The sequence below is a fragment of the Corynebacterium sp. sy039 genome, from assembly GCF_007904105.1.
Lineage (GTDB): Bacteria > Actinomycetota > Actinomycetes > Mycobacteriales > Mycobacteriaceae > Corynebacterium.
In genome coordinates this window covers 1,172,096-1,191,933 of record NZ_CP042325.1, presented here as the reverse complement: position 1 = coordinate 1,191,933, position 19,838 = coordinate 1,172,096, and the positions used below count along the sequence as shown (strand labels likewise).

Genomic DNA, 19,838 nt, shown 5'->3' with positions numbered 1-19,838 from the left:
GGAACAAGAAAACCAAGGAGAAAATATGGCTGTAAAAACTCTGCAAGATCTACTCAAAGAAGGCGTTGCTGGTAGGCATATCCTCGTACGTTCTGATTTCAATGTACCGCTTGATGATGAAGGCAACATTACAGATTCAGGTCGTATCATTGCTTCACTCCCAACTATCAAAGCCCTCATTGAGGCCGACGCTCGTGTGATTCTTATGGCTCACCTTGGTCGCCCCAAAGGCACAGTAGATCCTCAATTCTCATTAGCTCCTGTTGCAGAAGCACTCTCTGAAGCCTTGGATCAATATGTGCCTCTTGCTGCAGATGTTGTTGGCGAAGATGCCCATGAGCGTGCCAATGGGCTTAACGACGGTGATGTGTTGCTACTAGAAAATGTACGTTTTGATCCACGCGAAACCAGTAAAGACGTGCAGGAGCGAGTAGAATTTGCACAGCAGCTTGTGGCACTCACCGCTGAGAATGGTGCTTTTGTTTCAGATGGTTTTTGGCGTAGTACATCGTGCCCAGGCATCGGTCTATGAAGTAGCTCAGCTTCTACCACACTATGCTGGTGGGTTAGTGCAAAAAGAGATAGATGTGCTGCAGCGTATCGTCGACAAGCCACAAAAGCCATATGTAGTGGTATTAGGTGGTGCAAAAGTGTCGGATAAACTTGGTGTTATTGAGGCATTGGCACGCCAGGCAGACAAGCTCATCATTGGCGGCGGAATGTGTTATACCTTTTTAGCTGCACAAGGATATAACGTGGAGAACTCTTTGCTCCAGGAAGAACAGATTGAAAAATGTGCACAGTTATTAGAATTATATGCCGATAAGCTGGTTCTTCCTGTTGATTTGGTTGCTGCTGAAACCTTTGCGGAGGATGCAGAACACATAGTTGTTTCTTTGGACGCAATTCCATCGCAATGGCAGTCGCTGGATATTGGACCGAAAACTGTGGAAAAATTTGCAGAAGTTCTTGCTCAGGCACACACTATTTTCTGGAATGGACCTATGGGAGTCTTTGAGTTTTCTGCCTTTGCACAGGGAACTCGTGGTGTTGCAGAAGCAATTATTGCAGCAACTGATCAAGGTGCGTTCTCTGTGGTTGGTGGCGGCGACTCAGCTGCAGCAGTGCGGTTACTAGGACTGCCTGAAGAAAAATTTAGCCACATCTCCACGGGTGGCGGCGCCTCCTTAGAATATCTGGAAGGAAAAGAATTACCAGGTGTAGCAGTTCTGGAAGCATAAATAACTACTCGACATAGATTCTTGCCGGGAAGATAAAAAGGAAGCTGAAAATGGTTAATAATAAGCGCAAAATACTCATAGCTGGTAACTGGAAAATGAATCTCGACCACTACCAAGCTATTGCAGCAGTGCAAAAACTAGCTTTTGCACTACCTGAGAAATACTATGATGAAGTTGATGTTGCTCTGACTGTTCCGTTTACAGATATTCGCTCTGTCCAAACGCTCGTACATGGTGACAAACTTCGGATCAGCTATGGTGCGCAAGATGTTTCTCCTCATGAATCCGGAGCCTATACCGGAGAAATATCCGCAGCTATGCTGGCAAAACTGCAATGTGATTGGGTTGTAGTAGGACATTCAGAACGGCGTGAGTATCATCAAGAAAATGACGATGTGGTGGCAGCGAAAGCACGGGCAGCCTTGTCTCAAGGAATAAGTCCCATCGTGTGCGTCGGAGAGCCTCTTGAAATTCGAGAAAACGGTACTCATGTTGATTACGTTGTAGCACAGACTCGTGCTTCTCTTGCTGGAATAAACAAGGAGCAACTTGCACGTACAGTCATTGCCTACGAGCCTGTGTGGGCCATCGGAACTGGCAAAGTTGCTTCTGCGGCTGACGCTCAGGAAGTATGCGCTGCTATTCGAGAGGTTATTGTAGAGCTAGCCGATCAAGAAACAGCAGATAGCATCCGTATTCTCTACGGTGGTTCGGTAAAAACTGGCACAGTTGCAGAGATCGTCGAACGCCAAGACGTAGACGGGGCTTTGGTTGGTGGCGCGTCCTTGGATGGTGAAGAGTTTGCTCGACTCATTGCGCATTCTGTAGGAGAAATGCTCTAAGAACACTTGTAACACTGTATTACTATGAAAATAGTGTATAGTTTTCCTGAGATACAGAAATACATAATGCGCATCCATGTGCTCCTCATTAGTTAGTGAGCACTGGGTGGATAATAATAAAAGAAAAGGTAGTTATGGCATTAGCGCTTCAGATCATCTTGGTTATTTCCTCTCTGGTAATGACGCTCTTTGTGCTGTTGCACCGTGGTAAAGGTGGCGGTCTTTCTAGTCTTTTCGGTGGTGGAGTTCAATCAAATCTTTCTGGCTCTACTGTAGTAGAAAAGAACCTTGACCGAGTTACGATTTTCACAGCGATCATCTGGATCGCCTGCATTATTGGGCTAAACCTGATTCAGGTATATGCCTCCTAAAAAATAAGTTCGGGAGCTGTAGTTTCTACTACAGCTCCCGCTTTTATGACCAGATGTTAGAGTCTGCTACTTGCGTCAGCAGAAACAATGAGTAATGTTTCTGTGCGCCCTTCCACACCAGCAACTGGATAGTCAAGTGCTGGTGCACGGTGGACTGCATGATATACGGCCTCGGCCTTTTCTGCACCAGATACTAATAGCCACACTCGTTTGGCAGAATTAATTGCAGGAAGAGTAAGCGTTACTCGCTGTGCCGGAGGCTTGGGGGAATCATGCACGGCGACGACCAACTTTTCTTCTTCTTTGGTCGCATTACTATGTGGAAATAGGGAGTTAATATGCCCTTCGCCACCCATACCGAGCAAATGGAGATCGAAGCCATCGGGAGCAAAATCCTTGAGCGTATTTTCGTATGAACGCGCTGATTCTTCGAGATCTACTCCGCCAAGACCATAGCCGTGGATATTTGCTTCTGGGATATCAATCTTTTCTAAAAGGACTTCACGAGCTTGCCCCTCATTGGAATCAGGATGTGAAACCGCAACATTGCGCTCATCTCCAAAAAAGATGTGTACTCGATCCCATTTAATATCTTTATCCACTAATTTAGCCAATGTGCCAATTCCGGCACCGCCACCAGTGAGCACAACACGTGCAATACCATCACCTGACACACCACCTTCTTTGATAATGTGACGAATAACCTGGGCAAAGCGATGCGCAGCTTCATCAGTAACCCCTGCTAAATCCTCAGTATGAATAATATCGATGTGGTTCATATGCGTAGTGTTGCTTTCATTTCTCATGCTAGTTATTTGATTGTTCGTGAATATGCTCTAGTGCATTGAGCGCATGTTGATACGCAGTATCAGGATCTAGATGACGCAGTTCTTCGGCTAAACAATCAGCGATTGTTCGCGCTGGGAATGCTACCAAAGCAGGCTTTCTCTTTGGGAAAGACACGGAAAGCGTGTCGTTTTCCTCGAGCAGTTCGACAGATAATGTGCCGGAATCACGATCGAGCTCTATCCGACGAATAGTCGTATCGAAAGATTCTTCACTATTGATGTGCTTATCTTCGTGGACTAATCGTACTGGCACCTCTAATCTTGCACTGAGCCATGCAGTAATGAGATCGAGACTTGGTGAGTTCTTCAAGCCATATACGCGTACTGCATTGACACGTTCATGAGGGGGTTGGTCAAGGACAGAAGCTAATACGCGTCGCCAAGGACTTAATCTAGCCCAGCTCATGTCACTGTCACCAGGCATATAGTTTTCCGAGCGCAATGCGAGTAAGTTCTCATGTGACTCATGAAAAGCATCAGTTATACGTCGCCATGCAATTTTCCCAATAGGATCCGCTGCAACATTGGTCGGAGCATGATACGGCCACCATGCCACAATAGGAGTATCAGGCAGCAATAAAGGGGTTACTACATGCACGAGATGCTGTGAAACCTGACCAGCTAACTGCATGATAATTATTTCTGACGCACCAGCATCACCACCGATACGTACCTGTGCATCAAGGCGTGACTGGGCTTGCTGATTGTTGCTTTGTACTAGAACAATGACACGCGAAGGATGCTCACGAGATGCACTATAAGCTGCGTCGATAATGGTATCAATATCGTCGGCATCGTGCGCAATGATAATCAGTGATAGCACACGACCAGTGGCAATTTGACCACCAGTATTTTGTTTTCGGACAAGAGTTTTAGCTATTTCTCTTGTGCTGGTATCAGGCAGATCAAAGATCACAATGCTTTCCTTTGCTTCTCATACTTCTCGTGCACGATGATGTCAGGTATAGGGCATTCTAAGGACGACGCCATTGTCTTCCTTCCCGTGCCATCATGCGATCAGCAGACTCTGGCCCCCAGGTACCAGCGGCATATTCTTCTGGTTGACCAGATTGAGCCCAATATTTGAGAATGGGATCCAAAATTTTCCAGCTTAACTCGACTTCTTCATTGGTAGGGAAGAGGCTTGCTTGATCAAGCAGCGCATCCAAGATGAGTCGTTCATATGCTTCAGGTGATTCTTCGGTGAAAGATTCAGAGTAGGAAAAGTCCATGTTTACATCACGAACTTCCATTGCCGAACCTGGTACTTTCGACCCAAAACGCATGAGCATACCCTCATCAGGTTGCACCCGAATAACAACTACATTTTGTCCTTGCGCATGGCGACTACCAGCACCAAATGGTTGGTGTGGCGCGTCCTTGAATACAAGCGCAATTTCGGTAACACGCCTTCCTAGGCGTTTACCAGTACGCAGATAAAATGGGACTCCTGCCCATCTGCGTGAATTGATTGATAAGGTACAAGCTGCATACGTTTCTGTTGCTGATTGAGGATCAAAACCTTCTTCATCACGCAATCCTGGAACATACTCAGAGCCTTGCCATCCTGCACCATATTGACCACGCGCGGTGGTATCAGCAAAAGGTGTTACTGGTTGAGTAGCGCGAAGCACTTTAATTTTTTCTGCCTGCAATTGCGCTGGGCTAAAGTCGATTGGTTCCTCCATCGCAACAAGCGCGAGTAATTGAATCAAATGATTCTGGATTACGTCGCGAGCAGCACCTATGCCATCATAATAACCAGCACGACCACCAAGACCAATATCTTCTGCCATGGTGATTTGCACATGGTCAATGTAGTGAGAGTTCCATAGCGGATCAAAAAGTTGATTAGCAAACCGTAGTGCCAAAATGTTTTGCACGGTTTCTTTGCCTAAATAGTGGTCAATACGGAAAACTGATTTTTCTGGAAACACAGAGTTAATCACATTATTGAGTTCTCGAGCAGATTCTTGATCATGCCCAAATGGCTTTTCGACGATCACCCTACGCCATGAACCCTCAGGAGCATGTGCCATTCCTGACCTATCAAGTTGGTGACACACTGCAGAGAAAGAAGAAGGCGGAATAGATAAGTAAAACGCCCAGTTTCCTGCGGTTCCACGAGATTGATCTAGATCATACAATTTTGCGGCGAGACGGTCGAAGGCAGCATTATCATCAAAGTCACCACTGACAAATTCAATACCCTCAGCGAGTCTTTGCCAGACATTTTCTCTAAAGTCAGTGCGTGCACTGGCTTTTACTGCCTCGAGAACATAGTCCTCGAACTCTTTTTTTGACCACTCACGACGTCCATAACCCACTAGACTAAAACCTGCTGGTAATAAGCCACGATGAGCAAGGTCATAAACAGCTGGTAAAAGTTTTTTACGAGCTAAATCACCAGTAACCCCAAAAATAACCATGCCAGAAGGCCCAGCAATGCGGGGGAGTCTTTTATCATGATCGTCACGTAGCGGGTTGAGCCACTGATCATTGTGCTCTGAAAGAGAGCTTTTTGTATTATCACCGTCACTGCTTAATGGTTCAATCACGTTCTTTAACTTTACCTTTTAACAATATGAAATGCATTACTCAGAAAGAAAAATACAGCCGTGGAGTGCACGGCTGCGATAAAAACTTTAACTAAGGCGTTGGCTCATGGAGTCGAGAAGTTCATTCCATGCTGCAACAAATTTTTCTACGCCTTGTTCTTCGAGTAGACGAAAAACTTCTGCAAAATCAATACCAGCGTCAACTAATTGTGCAAAAATATCTTCTGCTGATGCTGCACCATTGCTAAGCACATCAGAAATATCAGTGCTATCACTTGCGAGGACTGCATCAATGGTTGCTTCAGGCATGGTATTCACAGTATGAGGACCAGCAAGGTTGCTGACATACATTATTGGGCTATAGTCTGGGTTCTTTACTCCAGTAGAAGCCCAAAGCGGACGCTGGATATTGGCATTATCCGGTAAATCAGCAGCGTCGAAAAGCTCTAAAAATGCTGCATAAGCACGTTGTGCATTGGCAACGCCTGCTTTGCCTCGAAGGTCGAGTGCTTGTTGCGTTCCGATCTCATTGAGTCGAGCATCAACCTCAGTATCAAGACGCGAGACGAAGAAAGACGCCACTGAATGAATTTTCGAGACATCAAGACCTGCTTGTGCAGCACGATTAATGCCATCGATATATGCGCTAACGACCTCTCTATAGCGAGCCACAGAGAAAATCAAGGTAACATTAACGCTGATTCCTTCTGCGAGAGCATCTGCAATAGCTGGCAAGGATCCATCAGTAGCAGGTATTTTAATCATGGCATTAGGGCGATCAATGCGCTTCCATAATTCACGTGCTTGTGCGATTGTAGCATCACGAGAATCGGAAATACGTGGGTCTACCTCAATAGATACTCGACCATCTAGACCATGCGTGCGCTGATAAATATCAGCAAATAGGTCACAAGCAGCTTGCACATCTTCAATACTCATGGCATAGACGGCTTGATCAGCAGGAGTTTGCTCAGCTTTGAGCTTGTCGATGCTTGAGTCATATGCATTTCCAGAGCTCATGGCTGCCGCAAAAATGGCTGGGTTAGTAGTAACACCAACAATGGATTTTTCTTTGATGACAGTAGCGAGGTTTCCTGATTCGATTCGTTCGCGTGAAAGATCATCGAGCCAGGTAGAAGTTCCTACATGAGCGAGAGTATCAATGGTATTCATCGTGTAGTCCTTTTCAACTGGTTAAGAGAAGTGATGATAGGGCAGTAGTCGAGTTTTCATTGTGCTGGCACACTAGGATGCCAATGATTCCTTTGCTGCTTTAACTACAGCGTCAACAGTGATACCAAATTTTTGGAACAACTCTTGATAAGGAGCAGAAGCACCAAAGTGCTCCAACGATACTGCACGTCCCTGTGAACCGAGTAGGCGATACCATGGCATTGCAATACCAGCCTCAACACTGACGCGTGCACGCACTGCCTGCGGTAAGACAGATTCTTTATATTCTTCGCTTTGTTCCTCAAACCAATCAAGGCAAGGAACAGATACTACACGAGCAGCAATTCCTGCTTCTTCAAGTTCTTGCGCTGCCGATACCGCAAGCTGTACTTCAGATCCGCTAGCTAACAAGATCACATCAGGGGTTGCTTTTGATCCTTCAACAAGGATATATGCACCACGAGCGACACCGTCGAGAGCTTTTTCTTTTGTTCCTTCAAGAACTGGAACATTTTGACGGGTAAGTGCTAGTCCTTTTGGTCCTTCCTTATACATCAAAGCTGCACGCCACGCCGCACTGGTTTCATTTGCGTCGGCAGGACGCAACATTGAGAAACCAGGAATAGCACGAAGAGTAGCTAGCTGTTCTACTGGTTGGTGTGTCGGACCATCTTCACCCAAACCAATGGAATCATGTGTCCATACATAGTAGGCATCTGTCTGCATCAGTGCAGCGAGACGCAAGGCAGGGCGCATATAGTCGGAGAAAATTAGGAATGTACCACCATAAGCGCGGGTACCACCATGCAAAGAAATACCATTGATAATTGCTCCCATTGCATGTTCACGAATACCGAAATGAAGGTTACGTCCTCCAGGAGTTGCTGACCAAGTGTCAGTACTGATACTTTCTGGTCCGAAAGACGGTGCACCCTTGATAACCGTGTTATTTGAGCTAGCTAAATCAGCTGAACCACCCCAGAGTTCTGGCAGTGTGGCACCGAGAGCTTGCAAAACAGCTTCAGATGCTTTACGCGTAGCCACTCCTTTTTCATCTGCGTCCCAGCTAGGAAGATCGCAGTCAAAATCTTCTGGCAATTTACGTTGTGCAAGACGCTCAAAGAGCGCATTATTTTCTGGATTATTAGCTGCCCACTCATCGAAAGACTTTTGCCACTGGGCACGTTTTGCGGCACTACGTTCAATAAGTTTACGAGTATGCGTAATGACAGCATTGTCGACGTAGAAATGTTGCTCTGGATCAAAACCTAATTCGCGTTTCGTTGCAGCAATTTCTTCTTCACCTAAAGCTGCACCATGAACAGCACCGGTATTCATCATGGTTGGTGCTGGATAACCAATGATTGTTCTCAAACGAATAAAAGTTGGGCGAGATGAATCTTTTTGTGCTTCACGAACTGCATCTTCGATCGCTGCAACGTTTTCACCGCCTTCAATCTCAAGGACTTGCCAACCATAGGCTCGGTAACGAGCCACTACATCTTCTGTAAACGCAATAGAGGTATCTTCTTCGATGGAAATGCGGTTATCATCCCAAAAGACAATAAGATTACCAAGTTGCTGTGTACCTGCAATAGAGCATGCCTCGGCAGTAACTCCCTCTTGAAGATCGCCGTCGGAAGCGATGACATAAACAAAATGATCAAAAGGAGAAGTTCCTGGTGCGGCACTTGGATCAAAAAGCATACGCTCTCGACGAGCTGCCATTGCCATACCAACGGCAGAGGCAAGACCTTGACCTAATGGGCCAGTAGTGATTTCCACGCCTTTGGTATGGCGGTATTCTGGATGACCTGGTGTAAGTGAACCCCAAGTACGAAGAGCTTTGAGATCGTCGAGTTCCAGACCAAAACCACCAAGATAGAGTTGGATATATTGGGTCAGCGAAGTATGACCGCAGGATAACACAAAACGGTCGCGACCAACCCACTGGTCATCTGTAGGGTCAAGGTTCATGACGCGTTGGAACAAAGTATAAGCCAATGGAGCAAGAGACATTGCTGTCCCCGGATGCCCAGAACCACATTTTTGTACAGCATCTGCTGCTAGAAGTCGCACAGTGTCTACTGCACGAGTATCAGTATCAGTCCAATCATCAGGGTAAGAAGCAGTGGTAAGAGTCTGTAGCTCAGGTGACAGCGACACGGAAAAATCCATCCTTTGGTTTATCTAAGAAAAAGTATTAAGACTATCTCCATTTTTACCATAGATAAGAGACAATGCGGCAGATATTTTTTCGCGTTGATTACACATTCGACTATGCCTCCCCAGCGTATTTAGCTTCTGCTGGTAGTAGGGCGGGATAAGGGGAAAACTGTGGATGTTGTGCACCAAAAAGTTTTCCATAATGGTGTCCGCAGTGTCATTAGTATTTAATGCCTAAGGTGACTAACATGATGTGAGCATAGATTGATCTGAAAGTTTTTGCGTACGTGGGAACTTTCTTGTCTTTTTGTGCGACATATATATGGACTATGCTGTGTTTCCGTCATTTTCGCAGTAGTTTTGTACCTTTATGTATGTGATGCTGCGGTAATTATATAGGATGATATGGCAGAAATGATTTTGATCAACTTTTCTGGAGAGGACAACCCTTGGACGTAATCAAGGCCTATATTGCATTGACAAAACCTCGGGTTATTGAGCTTCTCCTTGTTGCAACCATTCCAGCTATGCTGCAAGCACAGCGTGGTGAGAATAACATCACCCTTATTTTGCTCACAGTCATTGGTGGTTGGATGGGTGCAGCTGCAGCCAATACCTTTAATATGGTTGCTGATTCTGACATCGACCAAAAAATGGGTCGTACTCGTGCTAGACCACTGGTACGTCATACTGTATCTAATCGCCAAGCAACAATTTTTGCCTGGATACTTACCGTAGCTAGTTTTTTGTGGTTGTGGTTGCTCTGTCATTCTCTTTTAGCCGCAGTCTTTGTCATGGCGACGATTGCCTTTTATATTTTTGTCTATACGAAATACCTCAAACGCCGTACCCACATGAACATTGTGTGGGGTGGTGCTGCAGGCTGCATGCCAGTAGTGGTTGGTTGGGCAGTGATTGTTGATAATATGCCTGCAGAATTACCTGATAATTGGTGGCAAGCGTTTGTTCTCTTTATGATCATTTTCTTCTGGACGCCACCGCATACCTGGGCATTAGCCATGAAATATAAAGAAGACTATAAGGCTGCTAATGTTCCTATGCTGCCCGTCGTACGCCCGGAAAGAGAAGTAACCCGCCAAATTGTGTGGTACACTGTCGCAACCGTCATTACCACATTATTATTGCTCCCAGCAGCTGGTTTACTCTATGCAAGTGTTGCAGTCATATCCGGTATCTGGTTCTTAATTATGGCCCTAGTCCTCCATGACGGAGTGAAAAAAGGTGGAGAAGTTAAGCCACTGAAGTTGTTTATTCTGTCCAATAATTATTTAGCTATTCTATTTGTCGGTCTTTCCATTGATGCCGTGCTGAACTTAGCTCCGCTCAGTACATTGGTGCGCTAAGCCACACCAAGCTCTATGAGTTTTTTGGAAGTTGCGCCGGAGAAATAAATACTAGAAAAGGAATTATGCCTGCGGTTGATTGATCATTCGCAGGCATAAGTTCTATTGAGTTTTATTGCTTTTTTAGGGAAAAACTGGTGTAGACCTTTCGGAAAAACCAAATTTTTGATCACCAATTCCAGAGCCAGTAACCCAGTCACTACCATCTTTTCTAGTCATAGCAACTGCCCATAATAAAGCACTAAGGGCTACGACACAGGAGCACAGCCCAATATGAAGCGGAATTGACCAACTAGGCACTCCAAGTCGATACTGCAATACACCTACCAAGCCTTGCACTATAATCGACAGGAGTAGCCAACCACCAAGGTGGCGGGCGCGTCGAGGTGCTTGCATGAGCACTAGACCGCATACCAATAGGATGCTTAATGCGAGATACGCATACATAGTCCAAGCATGAACATGCGCCATCCAGTCGATATCAACTTCTAATCGCCCTTTCATACCGTCGCCAGCGTCTCCTGAATGTGGACCTGCTCCAGTAACCATGGTTCCGGTAATAAGAACTGCACTAAGCAAAATAGCGCTAAAAGCAGATAGCATTCTCAGAGATTTTTCATATGTACGTGTGGGAGTTCCGTCGTCAGGCTCGGCAATTCTGACATACATTACTGCTGCACCCCATACCAACATCATTGATGGCAAAAAATGTAATGCAACACTATACCAAGCAAGATCAAGGAGCACAGAGATACCACCAATGACTGCTTGGACAACAATTCCAGCACCTTGGAAAAGCGCATAAAAAATGATTTCTTTTCTGCGATGAGCTGCTAGAACTGCAACAAGTACGAGAACGGCAAAAGCTAAATCAACAAAAGTGAGCATTCTGTTGCCATACTCAATAAGCTGGTGAATCCACGGCGCAGCCCCTGGCACAGGTACCAAAGAACCTTCATGACAATTTGGCCATGTATTACAGCCAAGACCTGAACCAGTCACACGCACGATAGATCCGGTAATGGTAATTCCTGCTTGTGCCAGCAATAAGCAAAACGCTAGACGACGCTGCCGCGCGATAGTTGGTGGAAAACGTCTAAGAAGAGGTGAATCAGCACTAAACACATTGTTAATAGTACACTGCTTAGTGCGCAATTTTGCTTGCCGTTATGCGCAAAAGGAGTGCTGATGATGTCTTTATGCAAAGAATCACATTAATCAAACTTAAACCACTTGACAGCACTGGCAACGCCCAAGCCTGTCCAACCTAAGAGCATAAAAATTTGAGTGAGCGGAATATGCCCATCAAAACTAGACACAAGACCTTGAGTCAGCGCCACGCTAGGAATGTATTGAAGTAGCCAAGACGGCGAGCCACTCATTCTGAAAAGGTAAAAGGACGCAACCCCTACCAAAAGAATCCAAATCAGATTGCTAATTCCCAATACAATTTCTGATGATAATGCACCACCAATTGCCATGCCTAAAGAAGTAAAACAGCAGACGCCAAGGAAGAAACAAAGCACACTCACCGGTAGTCCAATTAAATGTGGGTGCCACCCCAAAAGCAGTGCGCACGAACTAAGCAAAATAATTTGGAGAATACTCACGACGAGTACCCCAAGTATTTTTCCAAGCACAATGGTCGTACGAGAAACTCCACTAGCACCGGATCGCTTGAGCGCACCATAACGACGATCGAAAGCTAAAGAAATTGCCTGGCCGGTAAAGCCGGAACTCATGGCAGCAATAGCCAGCATAAGCGGTAGCCCTTTCTGAAGGGGATGCGGATCTTCAACGAGTGGCAAAAATGCAAGAGCGATGAGCATACCGATAGGAATGATGAAACTCAGTAGTAATTGCTCGCCATGACGCAGAAACAAAAGTGATTCAATTTTTCCTTGAGCAATAACCATCGTTTGCGTACGTGCAGGTTGTGGAGCAGGGGAGAAAGTTCCGGCTGGAAAATTAAGTGCGTTGGTATTTTTTTCCGAAGAATTAAAAGACAAAGACACAGGGGTAGTATTGGCACTGTTATGGGACATATATGATCAACTCCGCACTGAATGATGAGTGATATCAAGAAAAATATCTTCTAAAGAATGGCAATGAGTAGAAAACTCTGTGATGAGAACATCCTGCTTGGCCGCCTCTTTACTGAGCTCGGCAAGTATCGTGGGGTTCAGTGGATAAGGAACAAGTGCTTTATAGGAAAGCGGCTTTTGTGCTATCACGTTTAAGCGACTTAAAAATTCGGATTCAGAGATATAAAGAGGTTGCGCTGTGGAAAAATGAATTGCTACTTTGTTACCCATGCCAGCAGGCGAGTTATAGGACGCAGCATGCTGTTTTCTCAGTTCTTGCAGGGTACCTTCAGCTACAAGTGTGCCCTTATCAATGATTGCGACACGATCTGCTAGCGCTTCAGCTTCATCCATAAGGTGAGTAGTCAAAATAACTGTCACACCATCGCCACGCAATTGATCGATGAGTTTCCAGACTAACAGACGAGATTGCGCATCCATTCCCGCCGTTGGCTCATCAAGGAATACCAGCTCAGGGCGACCAATCAGAGCAAGAGCTAAAGATAGGCGTTGTTGTTGCCCACCGGATAAACGTCGATAAGTAGTATTGCGGACGTTGGCTAAACCGAGTATGTCAAGTAACCATTCTGGATCAAGAGGATTAAGGCTATAAGAAGCACTGAGCTTTAACATTTCGCCAACACGAATACCAGAGTAGCTACCACCACTTTGGAGCATGATACCAACTCTTTGCCGTACCAAATCTGGATGGGTGACCGGATTGAGTCCAAGCACTCGTACCTCGCCAGAACTAGGTTTGGTGAAACCTTCACAAATTTCTATCGTGGTTGTCTTGCCGGCTCCATTAGTTCCTAAAAAAGCAAGAACTGTCCCACGGCGAACCTTGAGAGACAGGTTATTGACAACAGTTTTAGTGCCGTACTTCTTGACAAGATTATGAATCTCCAGGGCGTTGTCGACTTGAGTTCCTGAGCCCTCGGCTGCAAAAGACGTGAAGGCTTTTGCTGTCTTTGCTGCCGGTAAAATGTGATTATGCTCTTGTGCCACGGTGTTCTAGTTTAATCCTAGGGGAGCTGATTTTTTTAATACCCGCCAAAAAATCAACAATAAAATGCTTGAACAAGTAAGTGCCGTTGCATAGATCGAGAATAAAGTACCATCAGGCAAGCCCATACCTCGGGGAAGGACAAAGAAAGAAAGCAGTATGGAGTAAGCGATGACTGCAAGACGGAAAATGTGGCGATTTGCCCAAGCCGCCAATGGAAAAATTGCCCACAAAAGATACCAAGGCTGTACTACAGGGAAAAAGATGACTAATACAAAGGTCGAGATTCCTAGCGCGCCAATTGCTGCGATAGTGCCTTTATAGGTAGCAAAAAGCATACGCAGCATAAAAATACCGGCAATAATTAATCCAAGACTTCTGGTAAGGATGAGAATCATTGCGGTGTGATCACCTAGACCTAACCACATTCCCAGGAAACCAGAAAAAGCTCCGACAGCTGTAGTGATTGAGCGCAATGTAAAAACTTGAGCAGCTCCACCTTGAGTATGCAACCAACCAATTCCTACGCCACTTATACTGCTGACAATTGCGATGGTGATGACCATAAGGACACTTTGGATGATGATTGCCGTAAGGAGAGATAATATATGGCGCACCACTATAAAGGATGTGGTGTTATGTTTTCTCATCTCGGTCCAGCGCAAAAAAAGAGCACGTGCTAGTCCTGTGCCAACAAAGCCTAATCCCATGAATCCGGTGATTTTAATTAACCCAGCGCAACTGATAAGAAAGGCGCTTAAAGCTAATAATGCTGCAATTTTCCCTACGTAGAAGGGGGAAAAGCGTTGCGGACTCCCGTTGATTTTTTCAATTGCCCGAAGCCCATACTCCATTCCCGCTAAGAGCAGCCCTAATAAAATAGCTTCATTGTGAATTCCTGCGATGAGATGCAAAAAGGTGAGTGGGTTGAGAACCCCCAGCCACATTGCTGCTTGTGGAGCGACTGAACATCGTTGAGCTAAGCGTATCGTCGCCCAGCCTGCTAAAGCTATCCCTAGGATGGAAAAAATACGGTGGAGTAACACTGCCCATACAATCGAATCATGAGTAATGCTGCTGATCAACGCACCAATTCCTAAGGCTAATGAGCCATAAGGAGAAGCAGAATGCGCCCAAACAAAAGGAACGCTGCGTGCAAGGGGATTGTCAGAGCCTAAAAGATCAATTGGGCCTGCTGAGTAGGGGTCTAGACCTGCTCGTACGATGGCGCCATTTGCTATATATGAGTAAATGTCCTGCGTGAACATAGGGGCGCTGCACAGTAATGGCAATGACCAAGCAATAAAGGTACGACGAAGAACGTAGAGATCTACATAAGGGGTCGATGAGCGTTCTGTTTGTTGCTTGAAACTGACTCCGCAAAAAGCAGCAATACCAATCCATGCAACTACTAACAATCCAATTCCAAGGACACAAATGACAGTAGAAGTCTGAAACATTCTGGCAAGGATATTGCCTAGGGGTGCTGTGACATAGGGATTATTAACAACGGGTAGTGCTCCTGCACCTAAGCCGCCTAACCCTAGTAACAGACTTCCACTTGTGCCTAACCATCTAAACAATCCAAAACGTCGAAGTTGCGTGTGGGCTAAGGATTTCTTAGTAGAAAGGGTTTGGTGTTGATGAAGTGAAGCTGATCGTGATCCGGCAGCGCCAATGCGCGGCAGCTCGTGTGCAAGCGCTTGTATGAGTCGAAAAGGAGATAGCTTCACAGATAATGAGTGTAGTCAATCATTCTTCCGCACGGAATAACAGAATACCGGAATGGTTGGATAACTATGATGACTATGCAGTCGTAGTCGGTTCACGTTGAAGCGGATGATAAATAGATGATGAATAGAAGATAGGGGCACGATGATAATTCCTTATTTTATTTAGGTAACACTAATGTTGCTAAAAGTGATAAATGGCGTACTCTAGTAGCAGGTCTATTACAAGGAGGTGACATAGCGCCATGAATAATCCTGTTGCACATGCCGATTCTCGTTCCACTGAAGGGGAAACACGCAGGCAGATCATGAAGATCCTGTTGCAACACGGCCCTATTTCTGCTGGTGAATTAGGGAAAATTCTTGGACTATCAGCCACTGGAATACGTAGACACCTTGATAGCCTTGTGGATAATGGAATTGCTGAAGCAACAGATAACCTCACAACTGTACGCAGTGCTCAGTCAGGAAAAAAGCGAGGTCGACCAGCGCGAGTATATCGGCTTACCGATTACGGCAGAAGTAAGTTTGGACATCACTATGATGTTCTTGCTGCGGCTGCCTTATCGTCGTTGAAGCAAATCGGTGGACAACAAGCACTTGATGATTTTGCTTATCGACGCGCAACCGAAATACTTGAAACTGCTGTGTTACCTAATAAAGAAGATGCACAGTATGTCGAGAAAGCAATTGAAGCGATCGTGGCGGCATTTAGCTCTCATGGATATACAGCATCTATTGATAATGCAGGACAGGGAGTGCAGATATGCCAGCATCATTGTCCAGTAGCTCATGTTGCTGCACAATTTCCTGAGTTGTGCCAAGCAGAGCATGAAGCAATTTCCGATATCCTTGGTTATCATGTGCAGCCCTTAGCCTCCATCGCAGATGGAAATGGTATCTGTACTACAAATATCCCTATTAAAGCTATAACTACTGATTTACACTCACCTGTATTTCCCTGAGAAAGGAGCGGTCATGACTCAGACAACACCAACGACTGATGATGAAATTATTGAATCAATTGGTCCATATAATTATGGCTGGCATGACTCCGATGCGGCTGGTTTCTCGGCACGCCGTGGTCTTAATGAAGAAGTTGTGCGCGATATTTCCGCGAAAAAAAATGAGCCGGAATGGATGCTAGAGCAACGTCTTAAAGCATTAAGCATTTTTGATAAAAAACCGCTTCCAACTTGGGGTGCTGATCTTAGCGATATTGATTTCGACAACATCAAATACTTTGTGCGCTCTACTGAAAAGCAGGCTACGTCATGGGAAGATTTACCTGAAGACATTAAAAATACTTATGACAAATTAGGTATTCCCGAGGCAGAAAAACAGCGCCTTGTTGCTGGCGTGGCTGCCCAGTATGAATCAGAGGTTGTCTACCACCAGATTCGTGAAGATTTAGAAAAGCAAGGCGTTATATTCTTAGACACCGATACCGGTTTGCGCGAACATCCTGAGTTATTCCAAGAATACTTCGGCTCTGTTATTCCCGCAGGCGATAATAAATTCTCCGCGCTGAACACTGCTGTATGGTCAGGTGGATCGTTTATTTATGTTCCTAAAGGCGTGCACGTTGATATTCCTTTGCAGGCCTACTTCCGTATCAACACGGAAAACATGGGACAATTTGAGCGCACGCTCATCATCGTCGATGAGGACGCTTATGTGCACTATGTAGAAGGTTGCACAGCCCCCATTTACAAAACAGATTCCCTCCACTCTGCAGTGGTAGAGATCATCGTGAAAAAGGGTGGCCGTTGCCGTTACACCACTATCCAGAACTGGTCCAATAACGTCTACAACTTGGTGACTAAGCGCACCAAGTGTGAAGAAGGCGCCACGATGGAATGGGTTGATGGAAATATCGGCTCCAAGGTGACCATGAAATACCCTGCCGTATGGATGACAGGTCCGTATGCAAAGGGCGAGGTACTATCTGTTGCCTTCGCCGGTGAGGGGCAATTCCAGGACACTGGTGCGAAAATGGTTCATATGGCACCGCACACAAGTTCTAACATTGTGTCTAAGTCCGTTGCCCGTGCAGGTGGCCGTGCTGCGTACCGTGGTCTGGTGAGAATCAATGCTAATGCGCATCATTCAACATCAAATGTTGAGTGTGATGCGTTGCTGGTGGATAATATTTCTCGTTCGGATACCTATCCCTACAATGATATTCGTAATGATCACGTATCCTTAGGGCACGAAGCTACAGTATCTCAAGTATCAGAGGAACAGCTTTTCTATCTTATGTCTCGTGGCATTGCAGAAGATGAAGCAATGGCAATGATCGTTCGTGGCTTTGTGGAGCCTATTGCTAAAGAACTTCCTATGGAGTATGCCCTGGAACTTAATCGACTTATCGAATTGCAGATGGAAGGATCAGTGGGATAAGCATCATGACATCATCACTTACTCCACAAAATGCCACAGTGCATAACACAAAGGGCGATCTATTCAGCTCGTTCAAGGTTGAAGATTTCGCTATACCTAGTGGTAAAGACGAAGTATGGCGCTTTGTGCCATTGCGTCGTCTCCGTGGACTTCATAACTCAGAGTTTGCTTCAGCAGTTGCTCCTGATGTGAATATCACCATTCCATCTACTGCACAGGGAGTGAGCACTACTCAACTGGCAATGGATGACAAAAAAGTTGGTGCGACGGGTGCTCCCATTGATCGAGTAGGAGCCCAAGCCTTTAGTGCTGCAGAATGTGCTCACCATATTCGTTTTTCTGCAGATTCTATCAATACTGAACCTGTGGAAATTCGAGTTACCGGTCAAGGAACAGAGGTCACGTCTTTTGCACACATTGTTGTTGAGGTGGAAAAAGGCGCTGAAGCAATTGTTGATTTGCGGTATTCAGGTTCTGGTACTCACGCGGATAACGTCGAGTTTCTCATTGCTGATAATGCAAAACTCAGTGTGATCGTCGATGCTTCCTGGGCAGATGACGCAGTTCATTTATCTGGGCAACAAGCTGTTCTGGGACGTGATGCAACCTTGCGTCATACTGCTGCTGTATTTGGCGGCGATGTCGTCCGCCTTATCCCACGTGTGCGTTTTGATGCACCTGGGGGCGACGCTGAAATGCTTGGTGTTTATTTTGCCGACGACGGTCAATTCTTTGAGCAGCGACTTTTGGTAGATCATGCGGTACCAAATTGTCGTTCCAATGTGCTCTATAAAGGTGCGTTGCAGGCAGATCCTACTTCGGCGAAGCCAGAAGCACGTACTGCTTGGGTTGGTGATGTGCTTATCCGTTCTGATGCACAAGGAACAGATACCTATGAGGCAAATCGTAATCTAGTGCTCACCGAAGGTGCGCGTGCTGATGCAGTTCCTAATCTAGAAATCGAAACTGGAGAAATAGCAGGGGCTGGTCACGCTGCTACTGTTGGTCGTTTTGACGATGAGCAAGAGTTCTACCTCAAATCACGTGGTATTCCTCCTGAAGAAGCTCGTCGTTTGATCGTACGCGGATTCTTTTCAGAGGTCATTGGTCGAATCCCAGTAGATGAAATTCGTGAGGAACTAGAAGATCGCGTAAGTAATGAACTAGAAACATTACGCGCTCGTCAAGAACAATAAAATCCTTATCCATAACTTTTGCAAAACTGAAAGTGTAATAATGAGTACTTTAGAAATTCGTAACCTTCACGCCCAGGTTATTCCGAACGACGAAAATGCAGAGCCGAAACCAATCCTCAAGGGAGTTAATCTCACCATCAATTCTGGTGAAACTCATGCAATAATGGGACCAAATGGTTCTGGAAAATCCACATTGGCATATACTCTTGCCGGTCATCCTCGCTATGAAATCACCGAAGGAGAAGTGCTACTCGACGGCACTAATTTGCTGGATCTTGAAGTGGACGAGCGTGCTCGAGCTGGTCTATTTCTTGCTATGCAGTATCCTACTGAAATCCCTGGTGTGTCTATGGCAAACTTCTTGCGCTCTGCTGCCACTGCGATTCGTGGTGAAGCACCGAAATTACGTGAATGGGTGAAAGAGGTGCGTGGAGCACAAGAACAGTTGTCTATTGCTAAAGAATTTTCTGAACGCAGCGTTAATGAAGGCTTTTCTGGTGGTGAGAAAAAGCGCCATGAGGTTTTGCAACTAGATCTGCTCAAGCCAAAATTTGCTGTTATGGATGAAACCGACTCTGGTCTTGATGTCGATGCATTGCGCATTGTTTCTGAGGGAATAAATCGTTATCAAGAGCAAACTGGTGGCGGTATTCTCATGATTACGCACTATAAGCGAATCTTAAATTATGTGCAGCCTGATTTTGTCCATGTATTTGCTAACGGACAGATTATTACCTCTGGTGGTCCTGAACTCGCTGATGAGCTAGAAGCTCATGGTTATGATCGTTTCCTTGGATAGGAAACCTGCTTTGAGCAAGTAGGCGCACACTGTGCTTTAGTACATCATGGCACTGGC

Annotated in this window: 16 protein-coding genes and 1 pseudogene; 8 read left to right on the top strand and 9 right to left on the bottom strand. The window is 45.6% G+C overall.

Features of this window, described 5'->3' with window-relative positions; all coding sequences use genetic code 11:
* Positions 1-25: 25 nt before the first annotated feature.
* The 3 genes and pseudogenes from pgk to secG all read left to right on the top strand — a co-directional run bounded on the left by pgk (position 26) and on the right by secG (position 2,454).
* Positions 26-1,241: pseudogene (gene pgk / locus FQV43_RS05380) on the top strand (phosphoglycerate kinase).
* A gap of 50 nt (positions 1,242-1,291) precedes the next feature.
* Positions 1,292-2,083 carry a triose-phosphate isomerase gene (tpiA, locus tag FQV43_RS05375; protein WP_144272931.1) on the top strand — a complete coding sequence of 264 codons (792 nt, stop codon included), beginning with the start codon at positions 1,292-1,294 and terminating at the stop codon, positions 2,081-2,083.
* Between the two features lie 134 nt (positions 2,084-2,217).
* Positions 2,218-2,454, top strand: a complete 237-nt coding sequence (gene secG, locus FQV43_RS05370) for a preprotein translocase subunit SecG (protein ID WP_144272930.1) — start codon at positions 2,218-2,220, stop codon at positions 2,452-2,454.
* A 56-nt stretch (positions 2,455-2,510) separates the two neighbouring features.
* Here the strand turns inward: secG and pgl are convergent, their stop codons facing one another.
* From pgl to tkt, 5 genes are all read right to left on the bottom strand, one after another.
* Complete coding sequence (pgl, locus tag FQV43_RS05365; protein ID WP_146339331.1) at positions 2,511-3,233, bottom strand: 6-phosphogluconolactonase; 723 nt, start codon at positions 3,231-3,233, stop codon at positions 2,511-2,513.
* Positions 3,234-3,261: 28 nt separating this feature from the next.
* Positions 3,262-4,218, bottom strand: coding sequence for a glucose-6-phosphate dehydrogenase assembly protein OpcA (locus FQV43_RS05360; protein WP_146339329.1), 957 nt, complete (start codon positions 4,216-4,218; stop codon positions 3,262-3,264).
* 58 nt (positions 4,219-4,276) lie between these two features.
* Positions 4,277-5,857, bottom strand: coding sequence for a glucose-6-phosphate dehydrogenase (gene zwf / locus FQV43_RS05355; protein ID WP_371710938.1), 1,581 nt, complete (start codon positions 5,855-5,857; stop codon positions 4,277-4,279).
* 90 nt (positions 5,858-5,947) lie between these two features.
* Entirely contained in the window at positions 5,948-7,033 is a 1,086-nt protein-coding gene (gene tal, locus FQV43_RS05350) for a transaldolase (protein WP_144272926.1), read from the bottom strand.
* Between the two features lie 72 nt (positions 7,034-7,105).
* Positions 7,106-9,199 (bottom strand): transketolase, encoded by a 2,094-nt coding sequence (gene tkt, locus FQV43_RS05345; protein WP_210415230.1) that lies wholly within the window; start codon positions 9,197-9,199, stop codon positions 7,106-7,108.
* Positions 9,200-9,648: 449 nt separating this feature from the next.
* Between tkt and FQV43_RS05340 the strand changes: the two genes are divergently transcribed.
* Positions 9,649-10,563, top strand: a complete 915-nt coding sequence (locus FQV43_RS05340; protein ID WP_146339323.1) for a heme o synthase — start codon at positions 9,649-9,651, stop codon at positions 10,561-10,563.
* Between the two features lie 123 nt (positions 10,564-10,686).
* Here the strand turns inward: FQV43_RS05340 and FQV43_RS05335 are convergent, their stop codons facing one another.
* The 4 genes from FQV43_RS05335 to mptB all read right to left on the bottom strand — a co-directional run bounded on the left by FQV43_RS05335 (position 10,687) and on the right by mptB (position 15,386).
* Positions 10,687-11,718 (bottom strand): heme A synthase, encoded by a 1,032-nt coding sequence (locus FQV43_RS05335; RefSeq protein WP_210415229.1) that lies wholly within the window; start codon positions 11,716-11,718, stop codon positions 10,687-10,689.
* Between the two features lie 59 nt (positions 11,719-11,777).
* Entirely contained in the window at positions 11,778-12,608 is an 831-nt protein-coding gene (locus FQV43_RS05330) for an ABC transporter permease (RefSeq protein WP_144272923.1), read from the bottom strand.
* Between the two features lie 6 nt (positions 12,609-12,614).
* Positions 12,615-13,556, bottom strand: coding sequence for an ABC transporter ATP-binding protein (locus tag FQV43_RS05325; RefSeq protein ID WP_146340432.1), 942 nt, complete (start codon positions 13,554-13,556; stop codon positions 12,615-12,617).
* A 105-nt stretch (positions 13,557-13,661) separates the two neighbouring features.
* Complete coding sequence (gene mptB, locus FQV43_RS05320; protein ID WP_168195050.1) at positions 13,662-15,386, bottom strand: polyprenol phosphomannose-dependent alpha 1,6 mannosyltransferase MptB; 1,725 nt, start codon at positions 15,384-15,386, stop codon at positions 13,662-13,664.
* A gap of 242 nt (positions 15,387-15,628) precedes the next feature.
* On the opposite strand from mptB, the gene FQV43_RS05315 reads away from it, so the two are divergent.
* Genes FQV43_RS05315 through sufC form a run of 4 tightly spaced genes read left to right on the top strand, consistent with a single transcriptional unit; the run spans position 15,629 to position 19,781 of the window.
* Entirely contained in the window at positions 15,629-16,348 is a 720-nt protein-coding gene (locus FQV43_RS05315) for a metalloregulator ArsR/SmtB family transcription factor (RefSeq protein WP_144272922.1), read from the top strand.
* A gap of 13 nt (positions 16,349-16,361) precedes the next feature.
* Positions 16,362-17,786, top strand: a complete 1,425-nt coding sequence (gene sufB / locus FQV43_RS05310; RefSeq protein ID WP_146339321.1) for a Fe-S cluster assembly protein SufB — start codon at positions 16,362-16,364, stop codon at positions 17,784-17,786.
* Positions 17,787-17,791: 5 nt separating this feature from the next.
* Positions 17,792-18,982 (top strand): Fe-S cluster assembly protein SufD, encoded by a 1,191-nt coding sequence (gene sufD / locus FQV43_RS05305; RefSeq protein ID WP_146339319.1) that lies wholly within the window; start codon positions 17,792-17,794, stop codon positions 18,980-18,982.
* 40 nt (positions 18,983-19,022) lie between these two features.
* A complete protein-coding gene (gene sufC, locus FQV43_RS05300; protein WP_144272919.1) occupies positions 19,023-19,781 on the top strand; it encodes a Fe-S cluster assembly ATPase SufC in 759 nt (252 codons plus the stop codon).
* The last annotated feature ends 57 nt before the right edge of the window (positions 19,782-19,838 follow it).